Below are 25,647 nucleotides of genomic sequence, written 5' to 3'. Positions count from 1 at the left end.
TGCTCGTCACTGAATTTCTCCCGTCAAGCTTTGTATGCGCGTCACGCAACGCGCCATCCAGGCATTGGGGGATGAAATGCGAGTGGTTCGTAACGGCTTTTTCGTCGGTGTTTGCGCATATGCGTTGATCGGCGCTACATCTGCAATGGCGCAAGCCGATCAGGTTCGGAATTTCGATTTACCCGCGCAGTCGCTCACCGAGGCATTGCGAGCGATTGCCCGCCAAAGTGGGTTGGAATTTTCTGCTCCAGCCGACCCACTGCGGGGAAAGACCTCAAAGCCACTCAGGGGGCAATTTTCACCGGCACAGGCAGCAAAGCAATTGCTGAAAGGCTCCACCCTGACTGCCGAAGTTATCGACGGCGCATTAATCATCAGTGTGGGAAGAGTCTCGACAGCCACGAGCACATTGGGAAACGGTGATGACATCATCGTTACCGGATCGCGCTTGTCGTCGGAGGAATCCTCCTCTCCTACCATCAAACTCGACGCTGATACGATCAAGCTGGCAGGACAAGCCGACGTGGGTGAAGCGATGCGTTCGCTCCCACAAAATTTCAGCGGCGGCCAGAACCCCGGTGTCATGAGTGGCACTACCGGCAGCGGTAACGGCAATGTGAGCTCCGGCTCTTCTCCCAATCTTCGAGGATTGGGAGGCGATGCAACGCTCACATTGATGAACGGTCATCGGCTTTCGTACGGTGCAAGGGTACAAGCCGTAGACGTCAGTACCATTCCTCTTGCCGCTATTGACCACGTCGATATCGTCGCGGACGGCGCTTCAGCCATTTATGGTTCGGATGCCGTAGGCGGTGTGGTGAATGTCGTACTGAAGCGTAATTTCGATGGAGCGACCCTGGTAGCAAGACTAGGCGCAGCAACATCGGGGGGCGATGTTCAGCAGCAATACAGTGCCGTGATAGGAAAGACATGGCAAACGGGCGCAGTACTGGCTGCTGTCAGCCATGACTATAATTCCGCAATATACAGCCATGATCGCAGCTTCACGCAGTATATGCCGCAGGGGACCACCCTGTATCCCGAAATCAAGCAAACAAATGCAATCATATCCGGCCATCAGTCAATTGGATCGATTGCCGATATTTCAATCGACGCCACCTACAGCCGCAGAACGTCGTTTCAACAGGAGGAATTGGTTTACGGGGATATTTACCAGAACTCTCCAGAAACCGAGTCCTACTCGATATCCCCGTCGCTTAAAATCAAAATAGCACCCGACTGGCATTTTAGCTTTGGGGGAACCTATGGGCGGAGCGACACAAAGTTCGACCAAATAGGACTGTACGAGGGCACGCAGACGAGCCGCATCCGTGGCTGCTATTGTAACGAGTTGGCCAATATCGAGGGCTTTGTATCGGGGCGAATACCGGGAATTATCGCTAATCCTATCGGCATCGTTGTGGGTGGAGGTTATCGCTATAATCATTATACCTCCACGCGGTACTCCGCATCGAGAGCCGACTCCGCTGGGTCGGTCAAAAGCTATTATGCGTTTTCTGAGCTGTCGTTGCCATTCGTTGAGCCCGGTCAAGGCGGCCTTCTCCTTCATAGCCTTTCAGCAAACGCCGCCGTGCGATACGAACGGTATCCGGGCATTGCCAATGTCGCCGTGCCGAAGTTTGGCGTCGTATATGGAGTTTCCCCATCCATCGACATAAAGACGTCATGGGGAAAATCATTCAAGGCCCCGCTCTTGAATGATCTTCGGGCTGCAACTTACGCCCAGTTGTACACTGCCGATACATTTGGAGGAGCGCGCTTTCCCGTCGGATCGACAATGCTCATAGAGTCTGGCGGCAACGCGGACCTAAAGCCTGAGAAAGCCACTTCCTGGTCTGCTTCCATCGCAGTGCATCCAGAGTGGATCAAGGGCTTCAACCTTCAGGTCAGCTACTTCAACGTGCAGTATAAGGACCGCGTCGTGCAGCCAGTAGCAGGTACGGCTGTCTATCAGGCGCTGTCTAACCCGGATTACGAGCAATATGTCACCTATGACCCCAGTCAGACGCTGGTTGATCAAACAATCGCCAATGCAGACCTATTCTATAATTATACGACGCTCGATGGCCTGAATAATGTCGTCGCGATCCTTAATAATCGCTACGTGAATGCTGCAAAACAGAAAATCGATGGCATCGACCTGACCGCCGATTATCGGATCGATATTGGCACTCAGTCAGCAATGCTGCTGAACGCCAATGGAGCCTGGCTCTGGTCGAAACAGAAATTGACCAGCGAAAGCACAGCGCTGGATATGGCGGGCATTATCTTTAATCCTCCAAGATTCAAGGCGCGCGGAAGCATCGGATGGACCGACGGTAATTTCACATCGATGCTTTATGTCAATCACATCAGCAGCCTGAAGGATACGCGGTCCACGACGGTCGCCAAGATTTCCTCGCAAACGACATTTGACGGATCGATCAGATATGAGCTTCCCACCCCCGCAGGACCATTCCACGGCGTGAGCGCTCTTCTCAGCGTGCAGAACATATTTAATCAGCGCCCGCCCTATGCGGCGCCGACGAGCGGCTACCTCGATTATGTGAACTACGATTCGACCAATTTCTCGGCCATTGGTCGCTTCATAAGCCTGACACTCTCGAAGGACTGGTAACGAACAAGTCCGGCAGGTCGCTCACTCTCCCGAAAGTTTCATCATGACACGGTCTCGTTTCGCAGCCCACGCGAGTTGCGTCTTGGCGCTCGCATCATGCGCCCACATTTCCCAAGCCAAGGCCCAGGTAACGCCTTGTACGCTGCCAAGACCAGCCGCAGCCGAAGCTTCGGAACATCGCGCCATCAATTCGGATGATCTCCTTCGTCTGCGGGATTTTGGCGAGTTGGGGGTAGGAATCACTTCCGAACCTTTTGAACTATCCTCCGACGGAAAATGGATCGCCTTGCAAATTCGCCAAGCTGATTCAACGACGAACGACTATTGCACGGCCATTGTGCTTGCACCTGCGAGGCGGGGCGGATTTCCTACTGTCATTGATGATGGCGGAAAGATCGTTGGGGCTTACAGCACCGCATATGGAGCAGCCGAGGTCCCCAAAGGCATACCCAAGAATATTTTGATAAGATGGTCGCCCGATGGCGCCAATCTCGCCTACACGAAAAACTTCCTGGACCGCTCAGAAATCTGGCGATTTGACCTAGCAGATCGGTCAACGCATCGCTTGGCCACGTCTGATGTCGATATTGAAGAGCTGGCCTGGGCGCTGGATGGCTCAACAATTCTCTATTCGAGTCGTCCAGATAGAACAGCCGCCCGTAAAGCTATCGAGGCTGAGAGTCGTGAGGGATATCACTACGATAGTCGCTTCCGACCGCTATACAGCGACCGCCCCTTGATTTCGGCGGATGTTCCTCTTGTTCACAAAGCGATCAGATCAGCGGACGGAACGGAAGTTGCGCCGCCGAAGGAAAGTGTCCAATTACTGTGGCCTTGGTCTACCTGGCCGGAGGGAGCTGTCGCCTATGCGGTCTCCGCGTCGGGCGACAGCGTCGCCTGGTCTGCCTCGTCTGGTCAGATCTTCGGCGAGAAGCCAACACTGGCGCTTCGTGTGGACGGTCAAATAGTGCCATGTTCACAGGCGAAATGTTCGAACGTTCAAGGACTCTGGTGGTCAAAGGATGGGCAAACGCTTTACTTCGAACGCCGAGCCGGTGTGGCGGACGGGCGGACGGAGTTCTACGCCTGGATGCCCCGACGCGGAAGCCCGCGGTTATTGCTTGCCACGGCAGACTCGATCTTTGGATGCAAATTAGCCGATAGCGACCTTCTTTGCGCGGAAGAGACTGCCACCAAGCCGCGCACCCTGGTCGCCATCTCGACGCGAAATGGGGCTCGACACCGCATCTTCGACCCCAATCCGGATTTCGAGAGATTCTCGCTGGGTACAGTCCGCAGGCTGGAGTGGTCGAATGATTTTGGGATTTCCACCTTTGGCGATCTCGTCCTTCCGCCGGGATATCAAGGGGATCGGCGCCTCCCACTGGTAATCGTCCAATATGATTCGAAGGGCTTCCTACGTGGTGGGACTGGTGATGAGTATCCGATTCAGGCTCTGGCTGCGCGTGGTTTCGCCGTGTTGAGTTTCAACAGACCTCCATGGTTCGCCTACACCATGGCGCCACGTAGCGAGGATGAATTCAACCAATTCAACCTACGCAACTTTGCCGACAGACGCAGTAACCTCTCTTCCCTCGAGCGAATAATCCATCAGCTCGACGTCGAGAAAATCATCGATCCAACGAAGGTCGCCATTACGGGTCTCAGCGACGGCGCAGTGACCGCTACATTTGCTCTCTCGCATTCCACCCTGTTTTCGGCTGCGATCCTCAGTACATGTTGCGAAGGGCCTTTTGCGCTCGAAATCGCCGGATCTGCACTGGACGACTATTATGTACAGGCGGGGTATCCAGCCACGAACGCCAACGGCGCGGCCTTCTGGCGCTCCGGATCCCTCGCCAATGCTCTGAATCCCAAGATTCTCCCGATTCTCATCCAGGCGTCCGCTGCGGAATATCGGATGGCGTTGGGTACTTATCGAGAGTTGCGTCATCGTGGATGGCCGGTCGACATGTTTGTCTACCCGGATGAAGGCCACATCAAAATTTGGCCCAGCCATCGCCAATCGATCTACAATCGCAACGTCGAATGGCTCGAGCTGCAATTAAAGCCGTGAAATGGCGACCTCATTTCACGCCCAGGATCTGCACCAGACTTCTGTCTCATGGATATGAAGAATGTTCGACATGAATTTGGCTTCGAGCCGATTGCGACGAATGGCCCTCATTTCCTCAATGTCAAGTAACCCGTGATCGGCGAGTAGGCCACCTTCGAGGTCATCAAAAATTTGGTCCCAGTTTTGGCTCAAGATTTGGTAGACCAACCCATCAAAAGCGCCCTTCCCCTTCCGATCAAGGATTTGGGCCGGCAAGGAAGAGCGCATCGCCATGCGCGCGATGGCTCGGTCAGCCCCCCCGGCGACCCACAGCCAAGTCGGGAATGACAAGGATAGTTCGATGATGGGTTGCGATAAAAGCGGATAAACTGTTGGTCGATCGTCAAGAATATTAAGATAGCCCGTGAGCGCGGTTGCGCGCGCTATATTTCTGACAAGTTGCCGCTTACCGGGAGCTTCGCTGGCGACGTCTGTAACCCAGGGATGCAGATTCTCTGATATCGAAGAGACAATATCGGCTCTCAATAACTCGGGGTGCATGGTCCAGGACGACGGGCTCCTGACGCCAGTCAACGAACCTACAACCTGACGAAGGGCCCCCGTCAGCGGTGCGCCGGTGACATGACAGATATCGAGCAAAGTCGGCCAGAGATCCTTACAGAATCCCTTTTGTTTAAAGAGATCCGCGAGGGGGTAGGCCGAATGCAGTTTTCCAAAGACGTTATCTCCACCCCCACCAGAAAAGTGGGCGCTGGCGTTGACCGCGTCGGCATAGGCCCTCGCTGCTTTGTCAAAAGTCTGCGTAAAAGTGCGGGCTGAAGGGCACGGACGAAAGGCCGAAAGGTTCTTCTGAACCTCAACATCGTCAGCCCGGCAAATCGCAGTATTGAGGTCTTCACCAAGATAGTCTGCAAGCGTGGATGCATAGGCTCTCTCGTCCCCCCTGAGCGATTCCGTGTAGAAGTTTATGAGCTTGATGGAACCAAAGCTTCTGGCGAGACTGGCGACCGTTGAAGAATCGAAGCCACCAGACGCAGATATCAAAGGACAAGGATACCGACTGCACCATGTTTCCAACGTATCCTTGAGGACGGCGCCTAACTTGTCCCGCGCTTCTGAGACATTGCAGGAGCGATTGTCTCCGACATAGTGAGAGGGCTTCCAAATCAACTCATGGTGCGCGGCTTCATCGCGGATAATTACCAGTTCTCCTGGCAAAACCTCGCATATACCGTCCAGGCATGTTTGCCGCTGGGGTAAATGCGGAAACACGAGATGATGAGCTATGGCATTCCAGTTGAGGGATAGACGGCCGGCGCTTGATCGCGGAGATTTTGGAATTGCTGAACTCAGCATCACATAGTCTTGAAAAATTTTATAGTAGCAAGGCACCATTCCCGATGGGTCGCGATATATTACAAGCGATCTTGTGCAAGAGCTATACGCGATGACAACGAAGCGACCCCAATGTTGACCGGCCAACGCTTTCACCTTTTGGACCGGATCGTGACAGACGTCCGACGTATCGAGGACGTCCGGGAAACAATCTCCGACTACTACACAATTCCCACGCCCCAAGACGCAGACTCGAATATCAGAACTATGGTCTATTCCCTCTAGAGACGGCGCGTCCGCAGAGTGCATTTCGCCTCCCGACGTATCCGCGCCCAGACGACGGCAGAAGGAAAAGGAGGTGTTCATGCGATGGCCAGTATCGGTTGGAACGACCGAACGACTTCGATGTCTTGCTGGATTGCTATGGCGCCTATCTGAACCCAGCAATGCGCCTGGAAGGGATCTGTCCGCACACCGAAGACTATTCGAGTGGCCGGGTTCTGACATTTAAGCAGTGGGTACAAGGCGAGAGCGTCCGGCAGGCATCGATCCTTTCTGGGGAATAGAAGGAGCGCGCGGTCGAATGCTACCAGGATGCTGTTCGGGTCTTTAAGCAGCAGGCGCGCGAGCGAACTGCGGGACAATGCCTTTGCCAATGCCAGAGATCTACGCAGAGGCAGCCGCCTCGCTACGTTATGAAATAACGCCAAGGATAGGGTCGCGAGCGTCCAGTTCACGCCATTTCGCAGGCGCGGCTTTGCCACATGCTGAGCGGCACTCATCACGCTGACGACGCCAACATTACATGGCGCACAATTGCTTGCCTGCGCGGTTTCGCCGATCTCAAATAGGCCCGTACGAAGCAGGAGGTTCTGCTGTGCGACATTCAAAACGTCGCCTGATGAAACGCTTCGAACTAACGTCGCAATTGCGGGAGTGACTGAGAAATATCGGTCGTGGAGCGCATCCAGGAAAATCATCTTCCCGCCGCTGTCGCAATAACCCACGTCAGTTTTCAATCTAACACTCGGCATTTCTTCACCTGATACGGAATACCTGGCCCGGCCTAATCGGTCGGGCCAGGCAGATGCTTCAGTCGTCGAGCAGCCCGGTCAGCGGCTGCCGATCCGGAGAGTCGATACCGCCTCGACCAACTCCGTTCGTCAGTTCGGAGCCGACACCCAGTTCGACGACACCATCATCGGTGGCTTCGTATTCGCGTTCCATACTTACCTCCTTCTATTCGCCACACTGTTCGTGGCGACAGAAAGGCTATGCCGGAACCCTAATATATTCAGCCTCTTTTGCTTTCATGGTGAAACTAATAAACGACCAATATTGCGAAATAATCTTTCGCACGCATTGGCCGTCATTTAATGTAGTGATTTCAGCTTTATAACCGCGATTTTAGCGATTCAGAAAGCATATTCGCAGCCCGAATTCGGCGACGGTGGTAGTTCCAGATAGCCTCCAGTAGCCTGCTTCCGGGCTCAAATCTTGCCAATACATTGGCAGAGACAAGCTCGTCGCCGCAGTCCGACCAGCGTTCTGTTTCGACGAGTCGGATAGTGCGCAAACGCTCGCCCGCATTGACGACAGCGGCCACGAGCTCGTTGGAAGAGGACCTGTTCGCCAGCGTGAGAAACATGCGCTCCGCGGTCGCGACGATGCGATCGGGAGTGCTGTAATCGGTCAGCCATCCCTCGGGCGCCACCGGTTCGCGGAGCGCCTTTGGTCCGATCGCCTTGATGGCCATGCGCATGAGATGACCATGCCATGTGTAGCAATCTCTGAGCGCATCGGCACTCCAGCTGGGCACTCTAAATCCTCGATGCGGGCCCATCTGCAGGAGCCGCTCGCCGTAAAGGCGATGAAGACCATCGCGGACCGGTGAGCCGCTGGCCCCGATATCCTCGGCGATAGCCGCAATAGACAGCTCCGTGTCGGACGCATAGCGCCCCGAAAGCACGGCTTCCTTAAGGTCCGCATAGACTTTCTCACCCTGGCGGGTTCCCGGCGACATCATCGTTCAGTCGTCGGGCGTGTGGTCGGCATCGCGTGCGAAGAGCTGGTGCGAGAGCGTGTCGAGGTTATGCCGGGCAATGGCATCTATGCAGACGGTTTCGAGCTTCGAGAGGTCTCCTTCGAGTAAGCCGCGGGGAAAGACCCGCTGATGTTCCATGAACAGCAGCGGAATGACGAGATGCCCGGTCGAAAGCCCCAGGGCATGCGCGCAGCGGAAGTGATCGTCGAGCCGCGACTTGGGGTTGCCGGCCTCGATCTCGCGCAGCCAGCGCGCGCCGATTCCGACACGAGCGGCGAAGTCTTCCTGCGTAATCTTTTCGGTACGCCGTTGCATTTCTATCCGTCTCCCCGACATCAGCTTGATCGTCGCAAGCACCGAGGGATCGCGTGCAGTGGGCATCGCCTGAAGCGGCATGACAAGATCTCCCTGCCAATGGCTCAAAGCTCCCGTGCACAGCCCAGTTCGGAGAAAATGTTGTTCGTTACGCCAAACGTCAATCCGGTAACGCTTTCATGGTGAAAGCATTATTCAAATAATCCCTACGGATAGTCGGTATCAGCGCGATCGCCGGACCGGAATGGTCTGGGCGGCTCTTCGATAGGCGGCCTGTAGCTCCCCGTCCTCGGAACTCAGCAGCAGACTGAGCCCGACATTATAAAGGCGCCATGTCGCTATGGATCGACCACAGTGGCCACTATCGGCGAGGCGCGCGCCAACCTGCTCAACTAGATCGGCAAGGTGTGACGTCGTCCCCACGAAGCGGTTCGAGGAACCACCGAGCGCATTGCACACCGGGGATTCCAGCTCGGCAGCGATATCGGCCGGGTCGCTCGCTTCGAGCAGGCTCATGGCGACATAGAGGGTCATGCCATAGGGGATGAATTCCTTCGCCAGGCGCGCAACCCGGCAATGGCAGGCGAGGAACTGATCGATGCCCTGCCCTGAGAGCTGCAGCTTGTATGTTCTCGAAGTCCTCATGCCGAGGCTCCCTGGCTGATTCGCAATCGAAGCGAACCGTCGTGCGACAGCGCTCCGACAGACAAGACGGTAAAATCGACGTCGCAGGGCACGAAAAGCGGAACTGACGTGCCGATTCCGGCACTGTATTTCCGAACCGGCATCTCAGTACCCTGCCTATTGTGCGGGTTATTTCTTCGCTTCATCCTTCATCCATCCGATCACCACGGGGAAGGCGAGCGCAGCCCAAACCACGCTCCCAGCCAGAACCGCATGACGAAAGCCGGCGCGCGGAATCGCACGCGCCGGAAGAAGGAGGCGTGTGCCAATGTTCCACAATCCTCGTGAATTGGCGATGACCGCCAAGTTAGCTCCTGTCCTCGGAACCGGGCACGCTACGGCGCAACGGGAAGGCCTGCTCGCGAAATCAACATGGCCGAAGCGGCCGGGTTTATTTCCAAGCGTGGCTGGTGCCGCAGGGCTGGCGCTCATGTCGGCTGTCTCCGCCCATGCCGGTGAGCCGGATCAGGCATCGAACCAGCCCGTAGTCGCGGCCCAAGGTCCGACGAAGGGAGATTTGCTGGGAGATGCAAAGGCTGAAGCCGAGCAGCAGTTGCACCAGACCTTCACCAACCTGCGCTTCGAGGACTTCGGTCCCGCCCCGGTCGAAGGGCCTCTCTATCAGGCCACGGCGGGCGGCAAGATCATCTATTTCGCACCGCAGAGCGAACACCTGCTGTTTGCCACGGTCTACGATCGTAATGGCGTGAACCTGACGGCGCGTGCCCAGGAACAGGGCGCAAGCCGGCGCCTAAAGGCGATCGATCCAGCCAAGGCCCTGGCGATCGGTCCGGTCGATGCGCCGACGGTGATCGAGTTCACCGACCCCGACTGCCCCTACTGCCAGGCGCTCGACCGCTACTGGAACGCCAAGGGGGCGGAGGGTAAGCCGGTCCGGCGCCTCATCTTCTTCGTGAGCGGCATCCACCCGACCGCAGCGGCCAAGGCAGAGCATATCCTGTGCTCGCCCGATCGCGAGGCAGCGTTCAGGGCCGCCTATTCGGGCCAGACCCCGCCGACCCTTCGCCAGTGCGCGGCCGGCCACGACAAGGTCGCCGCCGATGCCGAACTGGTCGCCAGGGTGGGTATCTCGGGAACGCCGACCCTCATTGCGGACGGCAAGCTCATCTCGGGCTTCCAGCAGGCCGAGCTCGAGGCGTTTCTCGACCGGCACGCGAAGCCCGCCCTGGCGAAGATCGCCACCGATGCGCCGCGCTGAGCTCTCGCGCACCGTCGGGCGAAGCGACGATCTCTTTCCGGAGGGCATCCAGCCTGCGCCGATCCCGGCCCGGCGGATGAACCAGGATGCCGGCGGCGGCGGGCTCATGGAGCCGTCCACCGACGCCCCGGCCGACACCGATCCCAGTCGATGCCGGCAGGCGAATGTCCGGACGGCTCCTTCTTGGAGCAATGCCATGATGCGTACATTCGGTAAAAAGGCTCTCGCGGCTGCGAATATCGGCCTCCCTTTGGGCGTGATGGCCCTGATTGCCGGCCCGGCCCATGCCTTCTCGGCGCCGGCCCAGGGCGATCTCGGCTACGACATCTACGATATCGTCGTGAACAAGGGCGTGAAGGGCCCGCTGGGCTTCGTGGGCGGCGTCGCCGCCTTCCTGTTCGGCGTCTCGCGCCTCTTCTCGAACATCATGATCGGCATCCCGACCATCGTCGCGGCCGTCTGCCTGATCAAGGCGGATTCCATCCTCCAGACTTTCGGGATGGTCGTCTGAGACGCAGGGCGCGGAGCGCACCTGGCTGATCCGCCAGGTCCGTCCCGCGCCGGCACCGTGCTGGGGGCCGATGGTCGGCCCTCGGAAACCGACACCTTCGCAAGGTGTCATGAAGCAGGAGGAGAAGGGCACATGGACGAGCGCCTTCCGCAATATCTGCATCGGCCGGTCCAGATCCTGTGGTTCGGATCGGACGAGTTCCTGCTCGCGACCTCGAGCGTCTTCGTGGCCGCGATCGTGGGCGGATTTGTCGGCTGGGCGCTCATCGCCGCCCTTCTCCTTTTCATCCCATGGAAGCGAAGCAAGCCCAGGGGCTACCTGTCCCATCTGGCCTGGCGCTGGGGCCTGGTCTCCTTCCCCCATTATCCGGGTCCGACGCAGACCCGCTTCTTCGAGTAGGCGCGATGGGTATCCTCTCACGCAAGCGAAAGGCCGAAGATCCGCTGCTGGGCAAACCGGCGAGTTTCGGCATCCATCGCTATCTGCAGGGCTCGGCCAACCTCTTCGAGGAGAACCGGCTGCTCAAGGTCGCGGTGGCCGGCATGTTCGGCGTCACGCTCGTGTTGGGAGCGGTCATCTACACGACCAACCAGAACGCGCGCACCGTGGTCGTGCCCTTCGGCGCCACCGGCGATCTCTACGTCTCGGGCAGCAAGCCGTCCGAAGCCTATCTCGTCGCGATGACGCGCAACATCGTCGCGCTGTCGGGAACATGGTCGGCCTATTCGGCCGACCGCCAGTTCCAGGAGCTTCTCGGGCTTGTCCATCCGTCCGCCTATGGCGCGATGCGCGACAGCCTGAACGGCGTGCTCGACGAACTGGCCGACAATCCAACGCTGTCGATCGCCACCTACATCCGGGGTGACCAGCCGGTGCGCTGGACGCCGCATGAGATCCTCGTGCCGGTGGAGAAAGTCCGCGTCATCGGCGGGGTGATCCGCAAATTCCGGGGCGTTCTGCGGATCGGCTACCGGATCGAGAATGGCCGCTTCTGGCTGACCCGCCTTTCCGAGGAGCAGTTCGATGCCGAAACACGCTGACCCCTGCGCGTCGTTGCGCCGCGCCCCGATGCTCTGCCTGCTGCTCCTGGCAGCGCCGGCATCAGCATCGGCATCGGCACAGGGTATCCAGGCCCTACCGGACCAGACCAGCCATATCCGCCTCTCCAACCGCGACATCAATCATGTCGTTTGCGAAGGCGGCGAGATCGAGGACGTCAAGTTCTCGGTCGAGAAGGGTCTCGCCGTCGAGAAGGGCGGCGCGGACGCCTGGATCAAGTTCCTGACCCGCGAGGCCGACGACGCCGGCCAGGTCACGCGGACCTATGTCACCCAGCCTGCAGAATTCTTCGTCACCTGCAATGGCGCGACCTATCCGCTCTATGCCGAACCCGCCGAGATCCCGGCGCAGACCGTGCTGCTGGTGCCGGGCGCCCGCCAGCGCGCGCAGGCGAACAGCGATCTGCTCGCCGCGCTCGCCGACGAGGACCGCGCGGTCTCGGTGACGATGGCGCTCCTCGACGATCATGTCCCGGCGAGTTTCAGCGAAGTCGCGCCATCGGACACGGTGATACGGCCTGCGTCTCTGCCCGCCCTTTCGCTGACCGAGCAGCGCCGGATCGCCATCGAAGGCACCGGGCTTTCCGCTTCGGAATACCGGCTACAGGCCGCCGCGCCGATCGTACTCGACGAACGCCAGCTGGTCGATGCCGGTCTCGGTGAGCGTATCTTCGCGATCACCCTCGATCGGGTGCGCCTGGCCGCCGGAGAAACCGCCCGCCTCGTAGTCGTGCGCCGGGGAGCAATGCAATGAACGGCCCGGACGACAAGGCCACGGGCACCCCTGAGCCGCGTTCGGCCTACCAGGCGCACCTGGCCGAACAGGCCGCGCGCGAAGGGGAGGACGTGCTGGGCCGTGCTGGAATTGGCGCACCCTTTGGTTTCCCCGACTGGAAAGCACAGTGGAACCGGTTGTCCGCGAAGCAGAAGCTGCGCGCGCGCCAGCTCGCCGTCGCCGTTGCCGTCGGTGCACTGGGGGTTGCGCTCTATATGGCTTCCGGGCGCAAGGAAGAGGTGAAGAGTGCCGATCCCGCCGCCTCGCTCAACATGGGCGCGGGCCTGCGCGGCGACAGTCTCGAGGTGAAGCTGCGCGGTGACCTCAAGAAAGTGCTCGATGGCCAGCAGCTGCTCGGGGACCGGGTGAGCGCCATCGAGGAAGGCAAGGTGGTTCCCGGCAGCAAGTCGCCCGCGGCTGCCCAGGGCAGCGATGGCGATCTGCCGCCCGCGCTGCCGGACACCGTCCCGGCCCTGCTCTATCCTCCCGAGACCGGGGACATTTCCGCGGATGCCGACAGATTGCCCGCGCCGCCGACCGGTCCCGTATCTGTGGCGCCGCCCGCCCCGCCGGTCGAGAAGACGATCGGCGCGATCGGCTCGGCGACGGGTGCGATCGTAAGCACGGGCGGGCCGCAGGGCGTGGCCGACGTCTCGGCCTCGTCCAAAAAAAAGAATCGGACGATCTATTTACCGCCTGGTTTCATGAAGGCGCGGCTCCTGACCGGGATCGACGCGCTGGCCAGCCGGGACGCCACGAGCAATCCCGAGCCGATCATCGCGAGGGTCCAGGCGCCCGCGGTTCTGCCCAATGAGGTCAAAGCCAACCTTGCCGGCTGCTTCGTCATCGGCAACGCCACCGGCAGCCTCGCCAAGGAGCGGGTGGAAATCCAGCTCGTCTCGCTGTCGTGTGTCGATTTCGACGAGCATTCGGTGGTCGATCAGCCCGTCAAAGGCTTCTTCGTCGACACCGACGGCAAGAAGGGCCTGTCGGGGAAGGTCGTGACCCGCGCCGGCGCGACGCTCGCCCGTGCCTTCATCGCCGGCACCATCAGCGGCATTTCGCAATCGGTCGAAAGTACGTTCGGCAGCACGTCGACCTCCGCGCTGGGTTCGGTACGCACGCTCGATGCCGCGGACGCCGCCAAGACCGGCATCGCCGGGGGCCTTTCCAAGTCTTCGGACAAACTCACCGATTTCTATCTCGATCTCGCCCGGCAGGCGGGCCCCATCGTTGAGGTCGGCGCCGCCAAGGACGTCGTCGTGGTGATCCAGGAGGGCGTGACCCTCGAGATCAAGCCCGGCGCCACTGCCAAGTTCTAACCCTCGCCAACCGGAGACAGGAACATGACCATGCCACGTCCCGCATTGCTGGCTCTCCCCTTCCCCCTCATTGGCCTGTCCCTGTCGGGCTGCGCGGCGGTCGGCTCGGTGATGTCGCCCTATAGCGAGAAGTTCTCCTGCAAGAACAGCGACCATGGCCAGTGCATCCATCCCGATCAGGCCTATGCCGACGCGCTGGCCGGAAGGCCGTCCAAATCGGATCCGGCCGTCACCAACGATCGCAAGCTGCTCCGGACGGGAAAAGCGCCAGGGGCAGCAGGGCCCAAGCGCCGCGATGCAAAGAATCCTGGCCTTGCCGAACCCGCACAGCCCAATATCGGCGCAGTGGTCGAGGGCCCGTCCTCGCCGATGCTGCGGCCCTCGCGCACGGTGCGCACGCTGATCCTGCCCTATGCGGACAAGCATCGGCCGGGTCGCCTCTACATGCCGCGCTACATCTATTCGATCGTCGATAGGCCCGCATGGGTCGTCGGCGACTATCTCGTCGAACCCGGCGGCCGGGTTCCCGCGCCGCCGGTGCTGCGCACCACGCGTGAGAGCGATCCGGCAGGAACCGCTGAGCCGGCCGCCGGTGCAAGCCACGATGCCCTCGAACCGGAGAGCCGGCCATGAGCGCGCGAAATAACCGGGGCGGCCTCAGCTACCAGCGCCTGCGCGCGGCGGTGACGCGCGATGCCTATTCCGACTTCCTGCCGATACTGGCCTGGGTCGAGAAGGAAGAGGCGTTCCTGTGCATCGACGATGGCTGGGGCCAGGCCTGGGAGCTCGTTCCCGCCGCCTACATGTTCGCCCATGTCCAGCAGGCGCTGCTCGGCCTGCTCAACATCCACTTCCCCGAAGGCACGGTGCTGCAGCTCATCACCTTCGCCGATCCGCTCATAGACCCCGCGCTCGATGCCTATCTCGACCTCAAGGTCCGACCCGATCCGCTGGTGCAGGCCTCGGCGCGGCGGACCGCAGACTATTTGCGCGCCGGCACCCGCGGGCTCGACTCCCTGCACGGTATCCCGGTGCGTGACTTTCGCCTGTTCCTCGCGGTGAAGACGCGGGTGAAGCTGGGCGCCGACCTACGCCGTCAGGTGGAGGAGCAACTGGCGAAGATGGGCATCCGCCGCCTGCCGCCATCCGAGCTCGTCAGCTTCTACCGCCGGATATTCAACGGCGTGTTCGCGCCCGCGCCCGGTGTGTTCCTGCAGGATGGCGTCGGCGGCATGCCCGCGCCCTCGGTGGCCCGCCAGATCATCGAGGCGGGGCCGGACCTCTTTTTCGAGGGGCCGGAAGTTTTCCTCGGCAACCAGGTCGCACGCTGCCTGACGCCCAAGGCGCCCGCGCGGCGCATCACCGCCGAGCGCGCCAACCGGCTGATGGGCGGGATGCGCGGGAGCGCGGAGGACAGCGACCAGATCGGTGGCCCGTTCCTCTCCTGTCTCTCGGTATTGTTCGACCATTCGCAGTTCGAGATTCACAAGCGCGCGCAGATTCTTTCCGCGCAGAAGGCGGCGGGCAGCTTCGCGGTCGAGGTCGGCAAGCAGATCGAGGAGATCGGCTGGATCCTCGACGAGGCTTCGAACAGCCGGTTCGTCTCGGTGATCCCGACGATGTGGGTGCTGGGCCGCGACAGCGCCCAGGCGCGCGACATGGCCGCGCGTGCCAAGCGGCTTTGGGAGTCCGAACCGCTGCCGTTCATGGTCCAGGAGGAGAGCTATCTGCTACCGGTGCTGCTCGCCGCCAGCCTGCCTTTCGGGCTTTACCCTGAAAAGCGTACGATGAAGCTGCTCGAGCGCGACTTCCGGATGCCGGTCAAGGCGGCGACGCTGATGGCGCCGGTGCAGACTGACTTTCGCGGGGGCGGGCGCCCGGCGCTGCTTTACGTCGGCCGCAAGGGTCAGCTGATCACGCTCGACCTCTTCGATCCCAGGATCAACAACTACAACTTCATCGTCTCGGCCGAGTCTGGTGCGGGCAAGAGCTTCCTGCTCAACAACCTGTGCCAGCAATATTATGCGCAAGGCGCGCTGATCCGGATCATCGATATCGGCGGCAGCTATCGCAAGCTCTGCACCCTGTGCTCGGGCCGCTACATCGACATCGGCGAGGAACGGCTCGTCCTCAACCCCTTCGACATGGGCCTCGCGCTCGACGGCGAGGACAAGCAGTCGGCGATCGCCATGGCGGTCGCGATCGTCGCGGAAATGGCCAATGCCGCCACCCGCAAACCCGTTACCACCTCGCAGTGGAATCTCCTCAAGTCGGCCGTGCAGTGGACCGTCGATGGCGGGCGCGGCGAGGACGGCATCGATGCGGTGCGCGAATGGCTGGGGCGCTATCCCGAGAACGCCGTGTCGGATCTGGACCGCGTCGAGCATCTCGTGCCCGTCGCGCGCGAGCTCGCCTTCAACCTGCGCGATTTCGGGTCCGGAGGCGCCTATGGGCATTTCTTCAACGGCCCCTCTACGTTCGATATCCGCAGCGACGAGTTCGTCGTGCTCGAGCTCGAACGGCTCAAGGCACTGCCGGACCTCTTCAATGTCATAGTCATGGTGGTGGTCAACGCCGTCACCCAGGAGCTCTACCTCTCCGATCGCGGTCGTCCCCGCTTCGTGCTGTGCGACGAGGCCGCGCAGTTCATGACACGCAGCGACGGGCAGGATCTCTCGCGTCTCGCCGAGGCCTTCGGCCAGGGGTATCGCCGGGCACGCAAATACCAGGGCAGCTTCGGCATCGTCCTTCAGAGCATGAACGATCTGACGCTCTTCGGCGGCACCGGCCAGGTGATCCTCGAGAACGCGGCGACGAAGTTCCTGCTGCAGGGCTCGACCTACGACAAGGCAGTCGACAACAAGATCCTCGACTATTCGGGCTTCGTCCTTGACCTCCTCAAATCGGTCCGCAACGCCAAGCCGAACTATTCCGAGGTGTTCATAGATTCGCCGCTTGGCCTCGGCATCGCGAGGCTCGTGGTCGATCCCTTCAGCTACTGGATCAACACCTCGGCGCCGGGAGAGGTCGCCGCCTTCGAGGCGCTGCTGCGCGCCGGGCGCAGCCCGCTTGAAGCGGTGTGCGAACTCGCCGGCGTCGACCCCGTACAGATCCTGGGTGATGGAGGCGGCCGGGAGCACCAGTGGGACGGTCAATCGGATGGGGCCGCGGCATGACGCGCGCGCCCTCCCCGCATCCCGACCAGCTGCTGCTCGACTGGGAGCAGGACCCGGCCGTGCAGGCCGCCATCGAAGCGCGCGTCGCCCAGCGAGCGGAAGCGGCCGCCTTTCGCTGGCGGTTGCGGCTTGTCGCCATCGAAACCTTCATGATGGGCGCGCTGGTGACGATCGCCGGTCTCGCGCTTCGCCAGCCCGTTCTGCCCGCGCTGCGCGCCGGGATCATCGTCGCGGCCGCCTGCTTTGCGAGCGGCATGCTGCTGATCGGTCTTTCCGGCGCCTGCGGGAAGCTGGTGTCGCACCTGCGGCGGAGGGAGCGGTGAACGGCATCTTCTCCGCGACACCAGCCCCGGGGTCTATCCGCCTGCTCATCGGCAGCCAGGGCCTGCTGCTGGTCCAGTCCTGCATCGCCTGGCAGTTGCCCGCCGTGCCCGGTCGGTTCCGCCTGCTCGTCGTCCTCACAGCGATCATCGCTATGGCCGCCCTGATCAGCGCGGCGATCGGCGAGGATCGCAATGGCGGTCAGCCTGAATGGAGGCGTCGTCATGGTCGCTAGGTCGGTGCATCCTCATGCGCTGTGCGCACTGGCATTGCATGTCGCCGGCATGGCAGCGTCGAGCGTTACTCTGGCAGCGACCAGCACCATCGGTCGTACGTGGCCGATCGCAGAACCCGACGCGCTGAGCGAGATCGAAGGCCAGGCGGCGCGCGTTCCCGATATGACGAAGGCCTTCGGGCCGCGCGAACGCTGGTCGGCGATGAAGGCGGCGTCGCTCGGAGTTGCCCACGCGGATCGGAACCGCACGGTGGTGCCTTTCTATACGCTCGACCAGGATATCCGCCTACCAGAGGGCAAGCTGCTCTATGCCAAGGGCTACAGCTTCAATCCGCTCGCCTATGTGTCACTGCCCCAGCGGCTAATCGTCGTGCATCCGCGCGAACTCGACTGGGCGCTGCGCACCGCAAGACCCGCCGATTTCATCGTGCTCGCGGCCGGCAGTCCTGGCGATGCCGATGCGATCACGCTCGGTGAACGCCACGGCCGCGCGTTGTTCCTGCTCGAGGAGCGGGTCAAGGCGCGGCTCGGCTTGACTGTCGCGCCGGTGATCGTCGCGCAGGACGGGCAGAAGCTCGTGCTTACCGAAGTCGACAGGCGCAAAACCGACCGGAGGGCAGTGCGATGAAACTATTGTCGCTTGGCAGATTGCTGGCGCTGGGTTGCGGCTTTGCCGCACTGGCGGTCGCTGCTCCCGCCCATGCGTCCAAATGCGAAGCGGGCACAGTGTTCAACCCGATCACCAAGGTGCGCTGGAACTGCATCTTCCCGATCACGATCGGCGGCGTGAAGGTCGGCCCCAGCGAACCGCTCGGCAAGGCGCTCGACGCCCAGTCGGCGTCCAAGCCGCTCTGCGCCTGTCGCAAGGGCGTGACCTTCTGGTTCGGGGTGAAGGTCAGTTTCTGGTCGCCGAACAGGATGATCGACGTGGTGACCGAGCCGGGCTGCATGATGGCGCTCGGCGCGGACATCATGCCGACGGGCGGCAAGCTGCAGGGGAGCCAGAGCAGCCTCACCGACGGCACCAACACGCGCAAGATGTTCGCGCAGATGCACTACTACATCTCGCCGGTCTGGAAGATGCTCGACATGTTCACCGACCTGCCGTGCATCGAGGACGACGGCTTCGACGTCGCCCTCATCACCGAAGTCCTGCCAACCTGGCAATCGGCGACGCTCGGCGCGATCATCCAGCCCGAGGCGATCCTGTTCGGCAATCCGGCCGCGGGACTTGCCTGCATGGCCGACAGCGCCGCCGCAGCCGCGGGCAAGGTCGTCGATCCGCTGTTCTGGTGCATGGGTTCGTGGGGCGCGACCTATCCGGTTGCGGGCGACATTCATTTCGGGGACAGCGTCGAGGCCTGGGCAGGTCTTGCCGCACGCGGCCTCTTCATGATGGGGCGGCTCGGCGCGCTCACCATCAGTTCGGCCGATGGCTGCTCCTTCATCCCCCAGCCTGTGTGGACCAAGAGCCGCTACAAGTTCCAGCTGATGGAGCCGGTCAAGGGCGGCAGCTGCGTCAATGTCGGCCGGCCTGGTGCGCTCTGGACCAGCGCGAAGCATGCGCCCGGCAAGGACAACGCCCAGTTCATGCTCTTCGAAAAGACGATCTGCTGCGCCGGGGTATCGACGCCGTGAGCAGGTCGCCTTCCGACAACCGCGTGAAAACGCCCGGGATCAGCCGGTGGCCTGCCCGTCAGCCCATCACACCCGGCGTTTCCATCGCGGTCAGACCGGCGCCGTTTCCCCCCTGCGGTGTCGGCCGGGCGGTCGGCGTGGCCCCCAATGCAAACGATGGACAGGCGGTGCGCCCCTCCTCGCCGTCTGTCGTCGTGGCCACGCTGACCGTCTTCGAGGGGCAGGCCGTGTTCAGGGCCGAAAGGTCGCACAGCGAGGGCGGCGTCCTGCTGTTTCGTTTGTGTCGCGGCTCGCGCGGCGTGGTTCCGGGCGAGATCCTGCCATGAAGACGCGTGCCCTCTCCCTCGCCATGGTGCTCGGCCTGTCCGTGCCGCTGTACGCGCAGACGCCGGAGGACCGCGCCCGCGCCGCCGCCGCCGCCGCGCGCGCCAAAAGCGCGGACAGCGATGCGCTGCTCGATAACTACGTGACGCCGGGCATGGCGGGCCGGAGCATCTCCACGGTAGACTCATCCAAAGCGTTCACGCCCGATCTTTCCTGCCAGAAGACCGCGACCTATCTGGAACTGCTCGCGCAGCCGAATGCCACCGGCGATATCGGCACGCTCAGCATTTCGCGGGACAGCGATCTCGACGGCAGCTTCGACGAGGCGCTGACGGTGCCCGTCGTGACATCGGGCATCTGCGCCAACGGGATCATCTCGTGCAACCCGGGGACGTGGGACGCCTGCCGGTTCTTCCGCTGGGATACCGCGACGTCGGGGGCGCTCAAGCTCAGCGAGGTCGAGCTGACCGAGCTTGCCCGCTGTTACTGCGTCAACAACAGCTGCGGCAACAACCTGGTGTGGGGCAACATCGCCTCGGTGCTGAAGGACCTCGGGGGCGGCGTCGTCGGCGCGCTCACCACGTCGGACGCGCGCATCGCCATTTCGCAAGCGGCGATCGACGGGCCGGTCATCCGTTACACCGGCGCCCAGACCACCTCGTGCACAGCGCAGTCCGCTGTCGGCGCCACCGCGTACAAGAGCAATCCGGGTGCCATCTCGAGCGACGCCTCCGCCGCCGCCCAGGCGAGCAGCGTGTTCCAGGCACTCGCCGCCTCCTCGACCGGGACCGGCACGTCCGAGGTCAGCCGTAGCTGCACCGTGACCCGGCAGATCACCCAGGAAGAAATCACCATCGAGAAGATCATCGACCGGGTCGCGGGTGGCTATGCGACCTCTTTCACGGCCCCCCAGAACGTCACCTTCCTCATGGGCTCGCCGTCCGACAACAGCCTCTCGGGCGGATCCTGCTCGATCTTCGATTTCCACATGACGCTGCGGGTCAAAGACACGGATCGCCTGCGAAAGGTTGTGCTCACCCGCTTCGGCGCCGATGACTGGGCCCAGATCCGCGTCGACGGCGAATTGCTGGGTTCCGGGCCGCAGGCCTGGACCGGCACCGGATTACCGCCGGGCAAATGCGAGAAGAAGGGCGCTTTCTACCTGAACCCCGCGCTCGATCTGACCTCGCGGATGACACAGGGCGATCATAACATCTGGCTGCGCGTCGCGGTGGCCGAGGGCGGCGAAGCCTATGCCGCGATCGATGCCAGCGTCGATGCCGGCTGCAAGACGAGCGAGCAGCTTGTCGATACTTGTTCCGGCTATGGGGAGAACGATGCCTGCCGGCTGCAGGATGAAGTGGTCGACGGGGTCACGACGTTTCGCAGCGGCGTCAACACCGGCCTCTCGCCCCTGCCCCAGACGCGGGTGTTGGGAACCGGCGCCTGTATCGCGCAGATCGACCGCGACTTCTTCCTGCGAGAGCGGACCTACCGGTGCACCGTCGATCTGGGAACATCGGCCGAGCCCGATCTCTCGCGCGGCGCCTATATCATCGATCACTCGACCGAGACCCTGCTCGCCGACCGGGTGGCGAACGCCGACGGCAGCTACAGCCTCACCACCCGCAGCTTCTCCATGCCCGATCGCGGCAGCGTCAGCGCCTGCGAGCCGATCTGCAAGACCCGCAAGGCCCAGGCGAACACGGCAGTCGCTCCCGATGGCGTGACCGGCTCGAAGCAGACCGATCCGACAGGATGGGACTATTACTACCGCACCTGCCAGGACAGCAATGTCTGTCCGGCCGGGGACGGCGAGGAGCTTGTCGAGGGCTGCGGCTGTCTCGATGATTTTCCCGAAGCGGCGGTGATGATGCAGACGGTACGCCTTGGCGGGGCGGACATGGTCTGCACGAGCACCGTGCGATGAGCACCGCGCGGTCTTTCCTTGCAGCGGCCATGCTGCTCATGTCCAGCGCGCTGGTGTTTCCTACTGGCGCGGCCGCGCAGCAGCTTTGCGCGGCCGACCTCGACGGCAACGGCGATGCGGCCGACGAAGGCGAGACGGCTGCCTGCCATCTGACCGCCTCGGGTGGGTGGATGTGCCCGATCGGCCAGACGACGTGCGAGGCGGACGCGGCGGGCGCGCTCCACTGCCCGCTCGGCGATCAATACGCATGCTCGGTTCCTGCGAGCGGCGGCGCGGCCGCCTGCTCGGCCAACACCTGCATCGACACCAGCGCCAATCCCGTCGTGGAGGAAGCGGCGCTCGACGATCCCGGGGTCGAGGCCGACGGCGACGTCGATGCCGACGGCAATTGCCTGGGGACGATCGAGATCTTTTCAGGGCGCGCCGCGCGCTGTCGCCCCGCAGGTCTCAGCACCACGTTCCAGAACTGCTGCAAGGACAAGGGGAAGATCGTCAAGGACGGCATGGGCGGTTCGATCTCGTCGATCTCGACCAAGATCGCCGTCGCCAAGGGCGTCTTCACGGGGCTCAAAGCGGCCTACACCGCCTTCAAGGCGGGGGCGACCGCGAGCCAGGCGGCAAGCGCGGGCGCCAATGCGATCATCGTCGGCATCGATCCCACCTCGATCGCGATCAGCCTGGCCGTCAATTTCATGATCGAGGTGCTGCTGCAGGGCTGCGACCAGGAGGACATGGAAGTGGGCATGCTGCGCGGCTCGGGGATGTGCCATGAGGTCGGCAGCTATTGCTCGTCGAAGATCCTGGGCATCTGCGTGCAGAAGGCGAAAGGCCACTGCTGCTTCAACACCAAACTCGGCCGCATCATCCAGGAACAGGGGCGCCCGCAGCTCAAGAGCTTCGCCGCGAAGGGCTGGGGCACGGCGAAGAAGCCTTACTGCCGCGGGTTCACCGCGGAAGAATTCCAGGCGCTCGATTTCAGCAAGATGGATCTCTCGGAATATTACGAGGAGATCGAAGCGCGCGCGCAGAGCGAAATCCAGATCGACATGAAGGACAAGATCGATGCGTATATGCAGACGATCAGCAACTAGGCGCGCCCTCCTCGTGGCTTGCCTCGCCTGTGTCCCCATAGGGGCAGGTGCAAGCGAGCCGCCGGCCCCGACCGGGCAGGCACAGCCGGAGAGTGCCCGCACGCGGATCCAGGAACAGGGCGCGGAAGCGATGGAACGCGTGAAACGCGCCGCCGGCAAGGCGAAAGCCACAACCGTCCCCTCACCGGTTCTGCCCGCGAAGCCGGACACGGCCACGCAGCGCCGCGCGTTCGAGGGGATGCGCCGCCGCAGGACGGATCCCGCCGTGGTCAAACGCGCGGAGGCGGATGTCGCCGCAGCCGGCGAAGCGCTCGCCGCCGAGCGCGAAGCGGCCAGTCGCCGGGTCGCGCAGGCGCTGGGACTGGAACAGCCCGAAGCCGCGGCGCTGGCCGGCGTGGTCTCCGCTGGTAGTGAGAAGCGCTGGGTGCCGGTGCTGTTCGTGTCGTCCGCGATGCCGGTCGCGACGCTGCGGACCTACGCGGGCCAACTCGAGCTGGCCGGCGGCGTCATGGCGTTTCGGGGAATGCCCGGCGGGATGCGGAAGGTCGCGCCGATGGCGAAACTGTCGGCGGCGATCCTGCGCATCGATCCGGGCTGCGACGGTCCCGCCTGCGCCATGCGCGATGTGCAGCTGATCGTCGATCCGCTGGTCTTCCGCCAGCATGGCGTCACCCGGGTGCCCGCGCTGGCGATGGTGCCCGGCGATCCTACCCAGCCCTATTGCGAGCGCGACGAAGTGCTCCTGCGCGCGCCGCATCTCGTGTTCGGCGACGCGGCGCTTACCGGGCTGCTCGAGGAATATGGCCGCCTCGGCGGCGGAAAGGAGGTGCGGGATGCTCTCGCTCGCCTGGCGCGCCGGTAAGCGGCTCTGGCGCGAGGCCATGGATCTGCCGCTGCGCGCAGCCGTGGCGCTCGGCGCCAGTGGCCTTGGCCAGCCCGCGCGGCCCGCGCAGCTGTTCAAGGCCTACGGCATCGTCCTCCCGATCGGCCTCTTCGCATGGTGGGCGATGCCCCATATGACGCTGGTGATGACCCCGTCGATCGATGCCTGGGTGGTGCATCGCGCGCCCGGCCCGATCGGGCGCGGCGATCTCGTGTCGTTCATGCTGTCGGACCCCGTGGCTGGTCCCAGGCCCGTCAATGTCACCAAATATGCGCTGTGCATGCCGGGCGAGCGGATCGTCATGATCGAGAAGGCAGGCCTTTTCGGACAGCCCGGCAATGGCTGGTACTATTGCAACGGCCGCCTGCTGGGCGTCAGCAAGCCGGTCGGCCGCGGCGGCAAGGCGCTGACGCACTGGCACCCGGGCATCACGCAGATTCCCGAGGGCATGATCTTCGTCGGCTCGAAACATCCCGATGGATATGACAGCCGCTATTACGGGCCGGTCGCAATCGATCGTCTGACGCGGATGGAGAAGCTGCTGTGAGGCGGCGCTTGACCCTCGTCGCAGCCCTGTTGCTCCCCACCCAGGCAGCGTTGGCCCAGGCAAACGACCCTGCCACCATGGAAAGCGGAGCACGCGGCTACTGGTGGTATCAGGCCCCGGCCAAGGTTGTGGAGGAGAAGCCCGATCCCGACGCGCTGGTGAAACCGGTGATCCCGCCGATGGCGGAGCTGGCGACCTGGACGCCGCCGAAGATCCGCACGCTGATCGAACAGCAGCGCGACTATGCCGCGACCGTGCTTACCGTCGAGGCCGTATCGGACTTCTGGCGGCTGCAGGATTTTGCGCGGCGCAAGGCTCGCGCCTTCGCAGGCGTCACCCAGCTCGCCATGCTCACGCATCCCGAGCTCAATGCGAGGGCGGCGAACCCGATGGTCGGCGAGGCGCGCGATGTGCTCGGCGCGCAGAAGGACCAGCTGCGCCGCCAGTATCTGCGCTCGAAAGCGGGCGAATTCGCGCTGGTCATGTTCGCGCGCGCATCCTGCGGCTACTGCCGCGTGCAGTGGCCGATCGTCCAGCGCTTCCAGGACGAGATGGGCTGGCAGGTGAGCCTCCTGGATCTCGACCGCAAGCCTGAGCTTGGGCAGCGCTTCGGGGTGGAGGTGACGCCAACCACCATGGTCATTCGCCGGAACAGCGCCCAGCGCATGGTCATCGCCGCCGGGGTCGAGACCTACCCCAACATCGCGCAGATGGCCTACCAGGCCGTGCGGCTGCTCAGCGGCGATATCCGGCCCGAGCAGTGGCTGACCGCGGCGGGCGAGGAGGACGGCTTCTTCGATGCGCTCGCCAATGGCCCGGTCTCCTCGACCGATCCGCGCGTGATCGGCGGCGATCTCGTCGATACACGGGAACCGCGGCCATGACTTGCTTGCGGAGTGTGCGCCTTGGATACGCCCTGCTTATTGGCGTAGGGTTGTGCGCGGCGAACCAAGGTGCCGCGCAGCAGGCGAACAGGGACATCGCCAGGCGGGCTGCCATTCACCCGGTATCGACCGCCGCCGACATTCGACTGTGGCTATCGCGCGTTCCGGTGACGCGCGCCTTTCCTCCCGACTTCGAGACCATGCTGCGCGGCCAGGCCTCGCTCTATGTGATCGAGATGAGCACCGCACCCGGTTGCCTGCCCTGTGCCGATCTCTGGTCGAAGCTGCTCGCATTCCGCGCCCGCTATGGCTGGCAGGTGCGGACCATCGGCGCCGAGGAGGCGATGCTGCGCTCAGGGCGTCTGGGACTTCCCTGGGTTGGCAGCCCGGTCGCTTGGGTTCGCGCGGCCACGGACCCGAACCGCATGGTGCCCATCGCCATCGGTACGGACCATGCACCCAACATCGCGCGTAACGCCTGGCTCGCGGCCCGGATGCTGACCGGGGCGCGGACCGCCGTCGGCGTACGCGCCATGTCCAAATTCACCGGGATCGTCGGCGTGAGGGCGCCGGCCTCCTCCAACCCGAAGGGACGCTGATCATGGCGGGGCTGCGTCACCTTTCCACTGCACCGGGATGC

General features: G+C 62.7%; 28 protein-coding genes. 21 read left to right on the top strand and 7 right to left on the bottom strand.

Features of this window, described 5'->3' with window-relative positions; translation table 11 throughout:
* Window positions 1–34 precede the first annotated feature (34 nt).
* Both CA833_RS20280 and CA833_RS20275 read left to right on the top strand, forming a co-directional pair.
* The gene (locus CA833_RS20280; protein ID WP_242526559.1) at window positions 35–2,638 is read left to right on the top strand and encodes a TonB-dependent receptor; all 2,604 of its coding nucleotides are present in this window, start codon (window positions 35–37) and stop codon (window positions 2,636–2,638) included.
* Window positions 2,639–2,720: 82 nt separating this feature from the next.
* Window positions 2,721–4,715: an Atxe2 family lasso peptide isopeptidase gene (locus CA833_RS20275; protein ID WP_207080969.1), complete on the top strand. Its 1,995-nt coding sequence runs from the start codon at window positions 2,721–2,723 to the stop codon at window positions 4,713–4,715.
* A gap of 15 nt (window positions 4,716–4,730) precedes the next feature.
* Here the strand turns inward: CA833_RS20275 and CA833_RS20270 are convergent, their stop codons facing one another.
* The 7 genes from CA833_RS20270 to CA833_RS20245 all read right to left on the bottom strand — a co-directional run bounded on the left by CA833_RS20270 (window position 4,731) and on the right by CA833_RS20245 (window position 9,399).
* Window positions 4,731–6,110 carry an asparagine synthase C-terminal domain-containing protein gene (locus CA833_RS20270; protein WP_207080968.1) on the bottom strand — a complete coding sequence of 460 codons (1,380 nt, stop codon included), beginning with the start codon at window positions 6,108–6,110 and terminating at the stop codon, window positions 4,731–4,733.
* Window positions 6,111–6,412: 302 nt separating this feature from the next.
* Window positions 6,413–7,057, bottom strand: coding sequence for a lasso peptide biosynthesis B2 protein (locus CA833_RS20265; RefSeq protein WP_207080967.1), 645 nt, complete (start codon window positions 7,055–7,057; stop codon window positions 6,413–6,415).
* A gap of 85 nt (window positions 7,058–7,142) precedes the next feature.
* Entirely contained in the window at window positions 7,143–7,277 is a 135-nt protein-coding gene (locus CA833_RS27200) for a hypothetical protein (protein WP_255535889.1), read from the bottom strand.
* A gap of 166 nt (window positions 7,278–7,443) precedes the next feature.
* Window positions 7,444–8,076 (bottom strand): GntR family transcriptional regulator, encoded by a 633-nt coding sequence (locus CA833_RS20260; protein ID WP_242526558.1) that lies wholly within the window; start codon window positions 8,074–8,076, stop codon window positions 7,444–7,446.
* A gap of 3 nt (window positions 8,077–8,079) precedes the next feature.
* Window positions 8,080–8,490 carry a helix-turn-helix domain-containing protein gene (locus tag CA833_RS20255; protein ID WP_010336447.1) on the bottom strand — a complete coding sequence of 137 codons (411 nt, stop codon included), beginning with the start codon at window positions 8,488–8,490 and terminating at the stop codon, window positions 8,080–8,082.
* Window positions 8,491–8,631: 141 nt separating this feature from the next.
* The gene (locus CA833_RS20250; RefSeq protein WP_207080966.1) at window positions 8,632–9,054 is read right to left on the bottom strand and encodes a hypothetical protein; all 423 of its coding nucleotides are present in this window, start codon (window positions 9,052–9,054) and stop codon (window positions 8,632–8,634) included.
* A gap of 168 nt (window positions 9,055–9,222) precedes the next feature.
* Window positions 9,223–9,399: a hypothetical protein gene (locus CA833_RS20245; RefSeq protein ID WP_207080965.1), complete on the bottom strand. Its 177-nt coding sequence runs from the start codon at window positions 9,397–9,399 to the stop codon at window positions 9,223–9,225.
* A gap of 124 nt (window positions 9,400–9,523) precedes the next feature.
* On the opposite strand from CA833_RS20245, the gene CA833_RS20240 reads away from it, so the two are divergent.
* The 19 genes from CA833_RS20240 (at window position 9,524) to CA833_RS20150 (ending at window position 25,606) form a co-directional block, all read left to right on the top strand.
* Complete coding sequence (locus tag CA833_RS20240) at window positions 9,524–10,312, top strand: DsbC family protein (RefSeq protein ID WP_207080964.1); 789 nt, start codon at window positions 9,524–9,526, stop codon at window positions 10,310–10,312.
* A gap of 196 nt (window positions 10,313–10,508) precedes the next feature.
* Window positions 10,509–10,823, top strand: a complete 315-nt coding sequence (locus CA833_RS20235) for a hypothetical protein (protein WP_207081237.1) — start codon at window positions 10,509–10,511, stop codon at window positions 10,821–10,823.
* A 132-nt stretch (window positions 10,824–10,955) separates the two neighbouring features.
* On the top strand, window positions 10,956–11,222 hold the full coding sequence (locus CA833_RS20230; protein WP_008827576.1) for a type IV conjugative transfer system protein TraL: 267 nt from the start codon (window positions 10,956–10,958) through the stop codon (window positions 11,220–11,222).
* A gap of 5 nt (window positions 11,223–11,227) precedes the next feature.
* Window positions 11,228–11,863: a TraE/TraK family type IV conjugative transfer system protein gene (locus tag CA833_RS20225; RefSeq protein WP_207080963.1), complete on the top strand. Its 636-nt coding sequence runs from the start codon at window positions 11,228–11,230 to the stop codon at window positions 11,861–11,863.
* On the top strand, window positions 11,847–12,635 hold the full coding sequence (locus CA833_RS20220) for a type-F conjugative transfer system secretin TraK (RefSeq protein ID WP_207080962.1): 789 nt from the start codon (window positions 11,847–11,849) through the stop codon (window positions 12,633–12,635). Before CA833_RS20225 ends, CA833_RS20220 begins: the two co-directional genes overlap by 17 nt.
* A complete protein-coding gene (locus CA833_RS20215) occupies window positions 12,632–13,978 on the top strand; it encodes a TraB/VirB10 family protein (RefSeq protein WP_207080961.1) in 1,347 nt (448 codons plus the stop codon). The genes CA833_RS20220 and CA833_RS20215 overlap by 4 nt, the downstream gene beginning before the upstream one ends.
* A gap of 24 nt (window positions 13,979–14,002) precedes the next feature.
* On the top strand, window positions 14,003–14,611 hold the full coding sequence (locus CA833_RS20210; RefSeq protein ID WP_207080960.1) for a TraV family lipoprotein: 609 nt from the start codon (window positions 14,003–14,005) through the stop codon (window positions 14,609–14,611).
* Window positions 14,608–17,154 carry a TraC family protein gene (locus CA833_RS20205; protein ID WP_207080959.1) on the top strand — a complete coding sequence of 849 codons (2,547 nt, stop codon included), beginning with the start codon at window positions 14,608–14,610 and terminating at the stop codon, window positions 17,152–17,154. The genes CA833_RS20210 and CA833_RS20205 overlap by 4 nt, the downstream gene beginning before the upstream one ends.
* Window positions 17,151–17,477, top strand: a complete 327-nt coding sequence (locus tag CA833_RS20200; protein WP_207080958.1) for a hypothetical protein — start codon at window positions 17,151–17,153, stop codon at window positions 17,475–17,477. The genes CA833_RS20205 and CA833_RS20200 overlap by 4 nt, the downstream gene beginning before the upstream one ends.
* Entirely contained in the window at window positions 17,474–17,710 is a 237-nt protein-coding gene (locus tag CA833_RS20195; RefSeq protein WP_207080957.1) for a hypothetical protein, read from the top strand. The genes CA833_RS20200 and CA833_RS20195 overlap by 4 nt, the downstream gene beginning before the upstream one ends.
* A 49-nt stretch (window positions 17,711–17,759) precedes the next feature.
* On the top strand, window positions 17,760–18,338 hold the full coding sequence (locus CA833_RS20190) for a conjugal transfer protein TraW (RefSeq protein ID WP_207081236.1): 579 nt from the start codon (window positions 17,760–17,762) through the stop codon (window positions 18,336–18,338).
* The gene (locus CA833_RS20185; RefSeq protein ID WP_207080956.1) at window positions 18,335–19,348 is read left to right on the top strand and encodes a TraU family protein; all 1,014 of its coding nucleotides are present in this window, start codon (window positions 18,335–18,337) and stop codon (window positions 19,346–19,348) included. The genes CA833_RS20190 and CA833_RS20185 overlap by 4 nt, the downstream gene beginning before the upstream one ends.
* Window positions 19,349–19,485: 137 nt before the next feature.
* Window positions 19,486–19,674, top strand: a complete 189-nt coding sequence (locus tag CA833_RS27035; RefSeq protein WP_242526557.1) for a hypothetical protein — start codon at window positions 19,486–19,488, stop codon at window positions 19,672–19,674.
* On the top strand, window positions 19,671–21,602 hold the full coding sequence (locus CA833_RS20175) for a hypothetical protein (RefSeq protein WP_207080954.1): 1,932 nt from the start codon (window positions 19,671–19,673) through the stop codon (window positions 21,600–21,602). The genes CA833_RS27035 and CA833_RS20175 overlap by 4 nt, the downstream gene beginning before the upstream one ends.
* Window positions 21,599–22,693: a conjugal transfer protein TraN gene (gene traN, locus CA833_RS20170; RefSeq protein WP_207080953.1), complete on the top strand. Its 1,095-nt coding sequence runs from the start codon at window positions 21,599–21,601 to the stop codon at window positions 22,691–22,693. Before CA833_RS20175 ends, traN begins: the two co-directional genes overlap by 4 nt.
* Window positions 22,694–22,823: 130 nt before the next feature.
* Window positions 22,824–23,555 (top strand): type-F conjugative transfer system pilin assembly protein TrbC, encoded by a 732-nt coding sequence (locus CA833_RS20165; RefSeq protein WP_207080952.1) that lies wholly within the window; start codon window positions 22,824–22,826, stop codon window positions 23,553–23,555.
* Window positions 23,527–24,123 (top strand): S26 family signal peptidase, encoded by a 597-nt coding sequence (locus tag CA833_RS20160; RefSeq protein WP_207080951.1) that lies wholly within the window; start codon window positions 23,527–23,529, stop codon window positions 24,121–24,123. Before CA833_RS20165 ends, CA833_RS20160 begins: the two co-directional genes overlap by 29 nt.
* A complete protein-coding gene (locus tag CA833_RS20155; RefSeq protein WP_207080950.1) occupies window positions 24,120–25,007 on the top strand; it encodes a conjugal transfer protein TraF in 888 nt (295 codons plus the stop codon). Before CA833_RS20160 ends, CA833_RS20155 begins: the two co-directional genes overlap by 4 nt.
* Window positions 25,004–25,606 (top strand): hypothetical protein, encoded by a 603-nt coding sequence (locus tag CA833_RS20150; protein ID WP_370584603.1) that lies wholly within the window; start codon window positions 25,004–25,006, stop codon window positions 25,604–25,606. The genes CA833_RS20155 and CA833_RS20150 overlap by 4 nt, the downstream gene beginning before the upstream one ends.
* The last annotated feature ends 41 nt before the right edge of the window (window positions 25,607–25,647 follow it).

The organism is Novosphingobium sp. KA1 (assembly GCF_017309955.1).
Classification (GTDB): Bacteria; Pseudomonadota; Alphaproteobacteria; order Sphingomonadales; family Sphingomonadaceae; genus Novosphingobium.
This window is presented reverse-complemented; position numbering and strand designations above follow the sequence as displayed.

Excerpts from the sequence above, each read along its gene's own strand:
- traN (WP_207080953.1), top strand. The coding sequence starts at position 21,599 with ATGAGCACCGCGCGGTCTTTCCTTGCAGCGGCCATGCTGCTCATGTCC.
- CA833_RS20240 (WP_207080964.1), top strand. The coding sequence starts at position 9,524 with ATGTCGGCTGTCTCCGCCCATGCCGGTGAGCCGGATCAGGCATCGAAC.
- CA833_RS20175 (WP_207080954.1), top strand. The coding sequence starts at position 19,671 with ATGAAGACGCGTGCCCTCTCCCTCGCCATGGTGCTCGGCCTGTCCGTG.
- CA833_RS20250 (WP_207080966.1), bottom strand. The coding sequence starts at position 9,054 with ATGAGGACTTCGAGAACATACAAGCTGCAGCTCTCAGGGCAGGGCATC.
- CA833_RS20200 (WP_207080958.1), top strand. The coding sequence starts at position 17,151 with ATGACGCGCGCGCCCTCCCCGCATCCCGACCAGCTGCTGCTCGACTGG.
- CA833_RS20255 (WP_010336447.1), bottom strand. The coding sequence starts at position 8,490 with ATGCCGCTTCAGGCGATGCCCACTGCACGCGATCCCTCGGTGCTTGCG.
- CA833_RS20205 (WP_207080959.1), top strand. The coding sequence starts at position 14,608 with ATGAGCGCGCGAAATAACCGGGGCGGCCTCAGCTACCAGCGCCTGCGC.
- CA833_RS20165 (WP_207080952.1), top strand. The coding sequence starts at position 22,824 with ATGGAACGCGTGAAACGCGCCGCCGGCAAGGCGAAAGCCACAACCGTC.
- CA833_RS20220 (WP_207080962.1), top strand. The coding sequence starts at position 11,847 with ATGCCGAAACACGCTGACCCCTGCGCGTCGTTGCGCCGCGCCCCGATG.
- CA833_RS20235 (WP_207081237.1), top strand. The coding sequence starts at position 10,509 with ATGATGCGTACATTCGGTAAAAAGGCTCTCGCGGCTGCGAATATCGGC.
- CA833_RS20210 (WP_207080960.1), top strand. The coding sequence starts at position 14,003 with ATGACCATGCCACGTCCCGCATTGCTGGCTCTCCCCTTCCCCCTCATT.
- CA833_RS20280 (WP_242526559.1), top strand. The coding sequence starts at position 35 with ATGCGCGTCACGCAACGCGCCATCCAGGCATTGGGGGATGAAATGCGA.
- CA833_RS20270 (WP_207080968.1), bottom strand. The coding sequence starts at position 6,110 with ATGGTGCCTTGCTACTATAAAATTTTTCAAGACTATGTGATGCTGAGT.
- CA833_RS20260 (WP_242526558.1), bottom strand. The coding sequence starts at position 8,076 with ATGATGTCGCCGGGAACCCGCCAGGGTGAGAAAGTCTATGCGGACCTT.
- CA833_RS20150 (WP_370584603.1), top strand. The coding sequence starts at position 25,004 with ATGACTTGCTTGCGGAGTGTGCGCCTTGGATACGCCCTGCTTATTGGC.
- CA833_RS20225 (WP_207080963.1), top strand. The coding sequence starts at position 11,228 with ATGGGTATCCTCTCACGCAAGCGAAAGGCCGAAGATCCGCTGCTGGGC.
- CA833_RS20230 (WP_008827576.1), top strand. The coding sequence starts at position 10,956 with ATGGACGAGCGCCTTCCGCAATATCTGCATCGGCCGGTCCAGATCCTG.
- CA833_RS20160 (WP_207080951.1), top strand. The coding sequence starts at position 23,527 with ATGCTCTCGCTCGCCTGGCGCGCCGGTAAGCGGCTCTGGCGCGAGGCC.
- CA833_RS20215 (WP_207080961.1), top strand. The coding sequence starts at position 12,632 with ATGAACGGCCCGGACGACAAGGCCACGGGCACCCCTGAGCCGCGTTCG.
- CA833_RS20190 (WP_207081236.1), top strand. The coding sequence starts at position 17,760 with ATGGCAGCGTCGAGCGTTACTCTGGCAGCGACCAGCACCATCGGTCGT.
- CA833_RS20185 (WP_207080956.1), top strand. The coding sequence starts at position 18,335 with ATGAAACTATTGTCGCTTGGCAGATTGCTGGCGCTGGGTTGCGGCTTT.
- CA833_RS27200 (WP_255535889.1), bottom strand. The coding sequence starts at position 7,277 with ATGGAACGCGAATACGAAGCCACCGATGATGGTGTCGTCGAACTGGGT.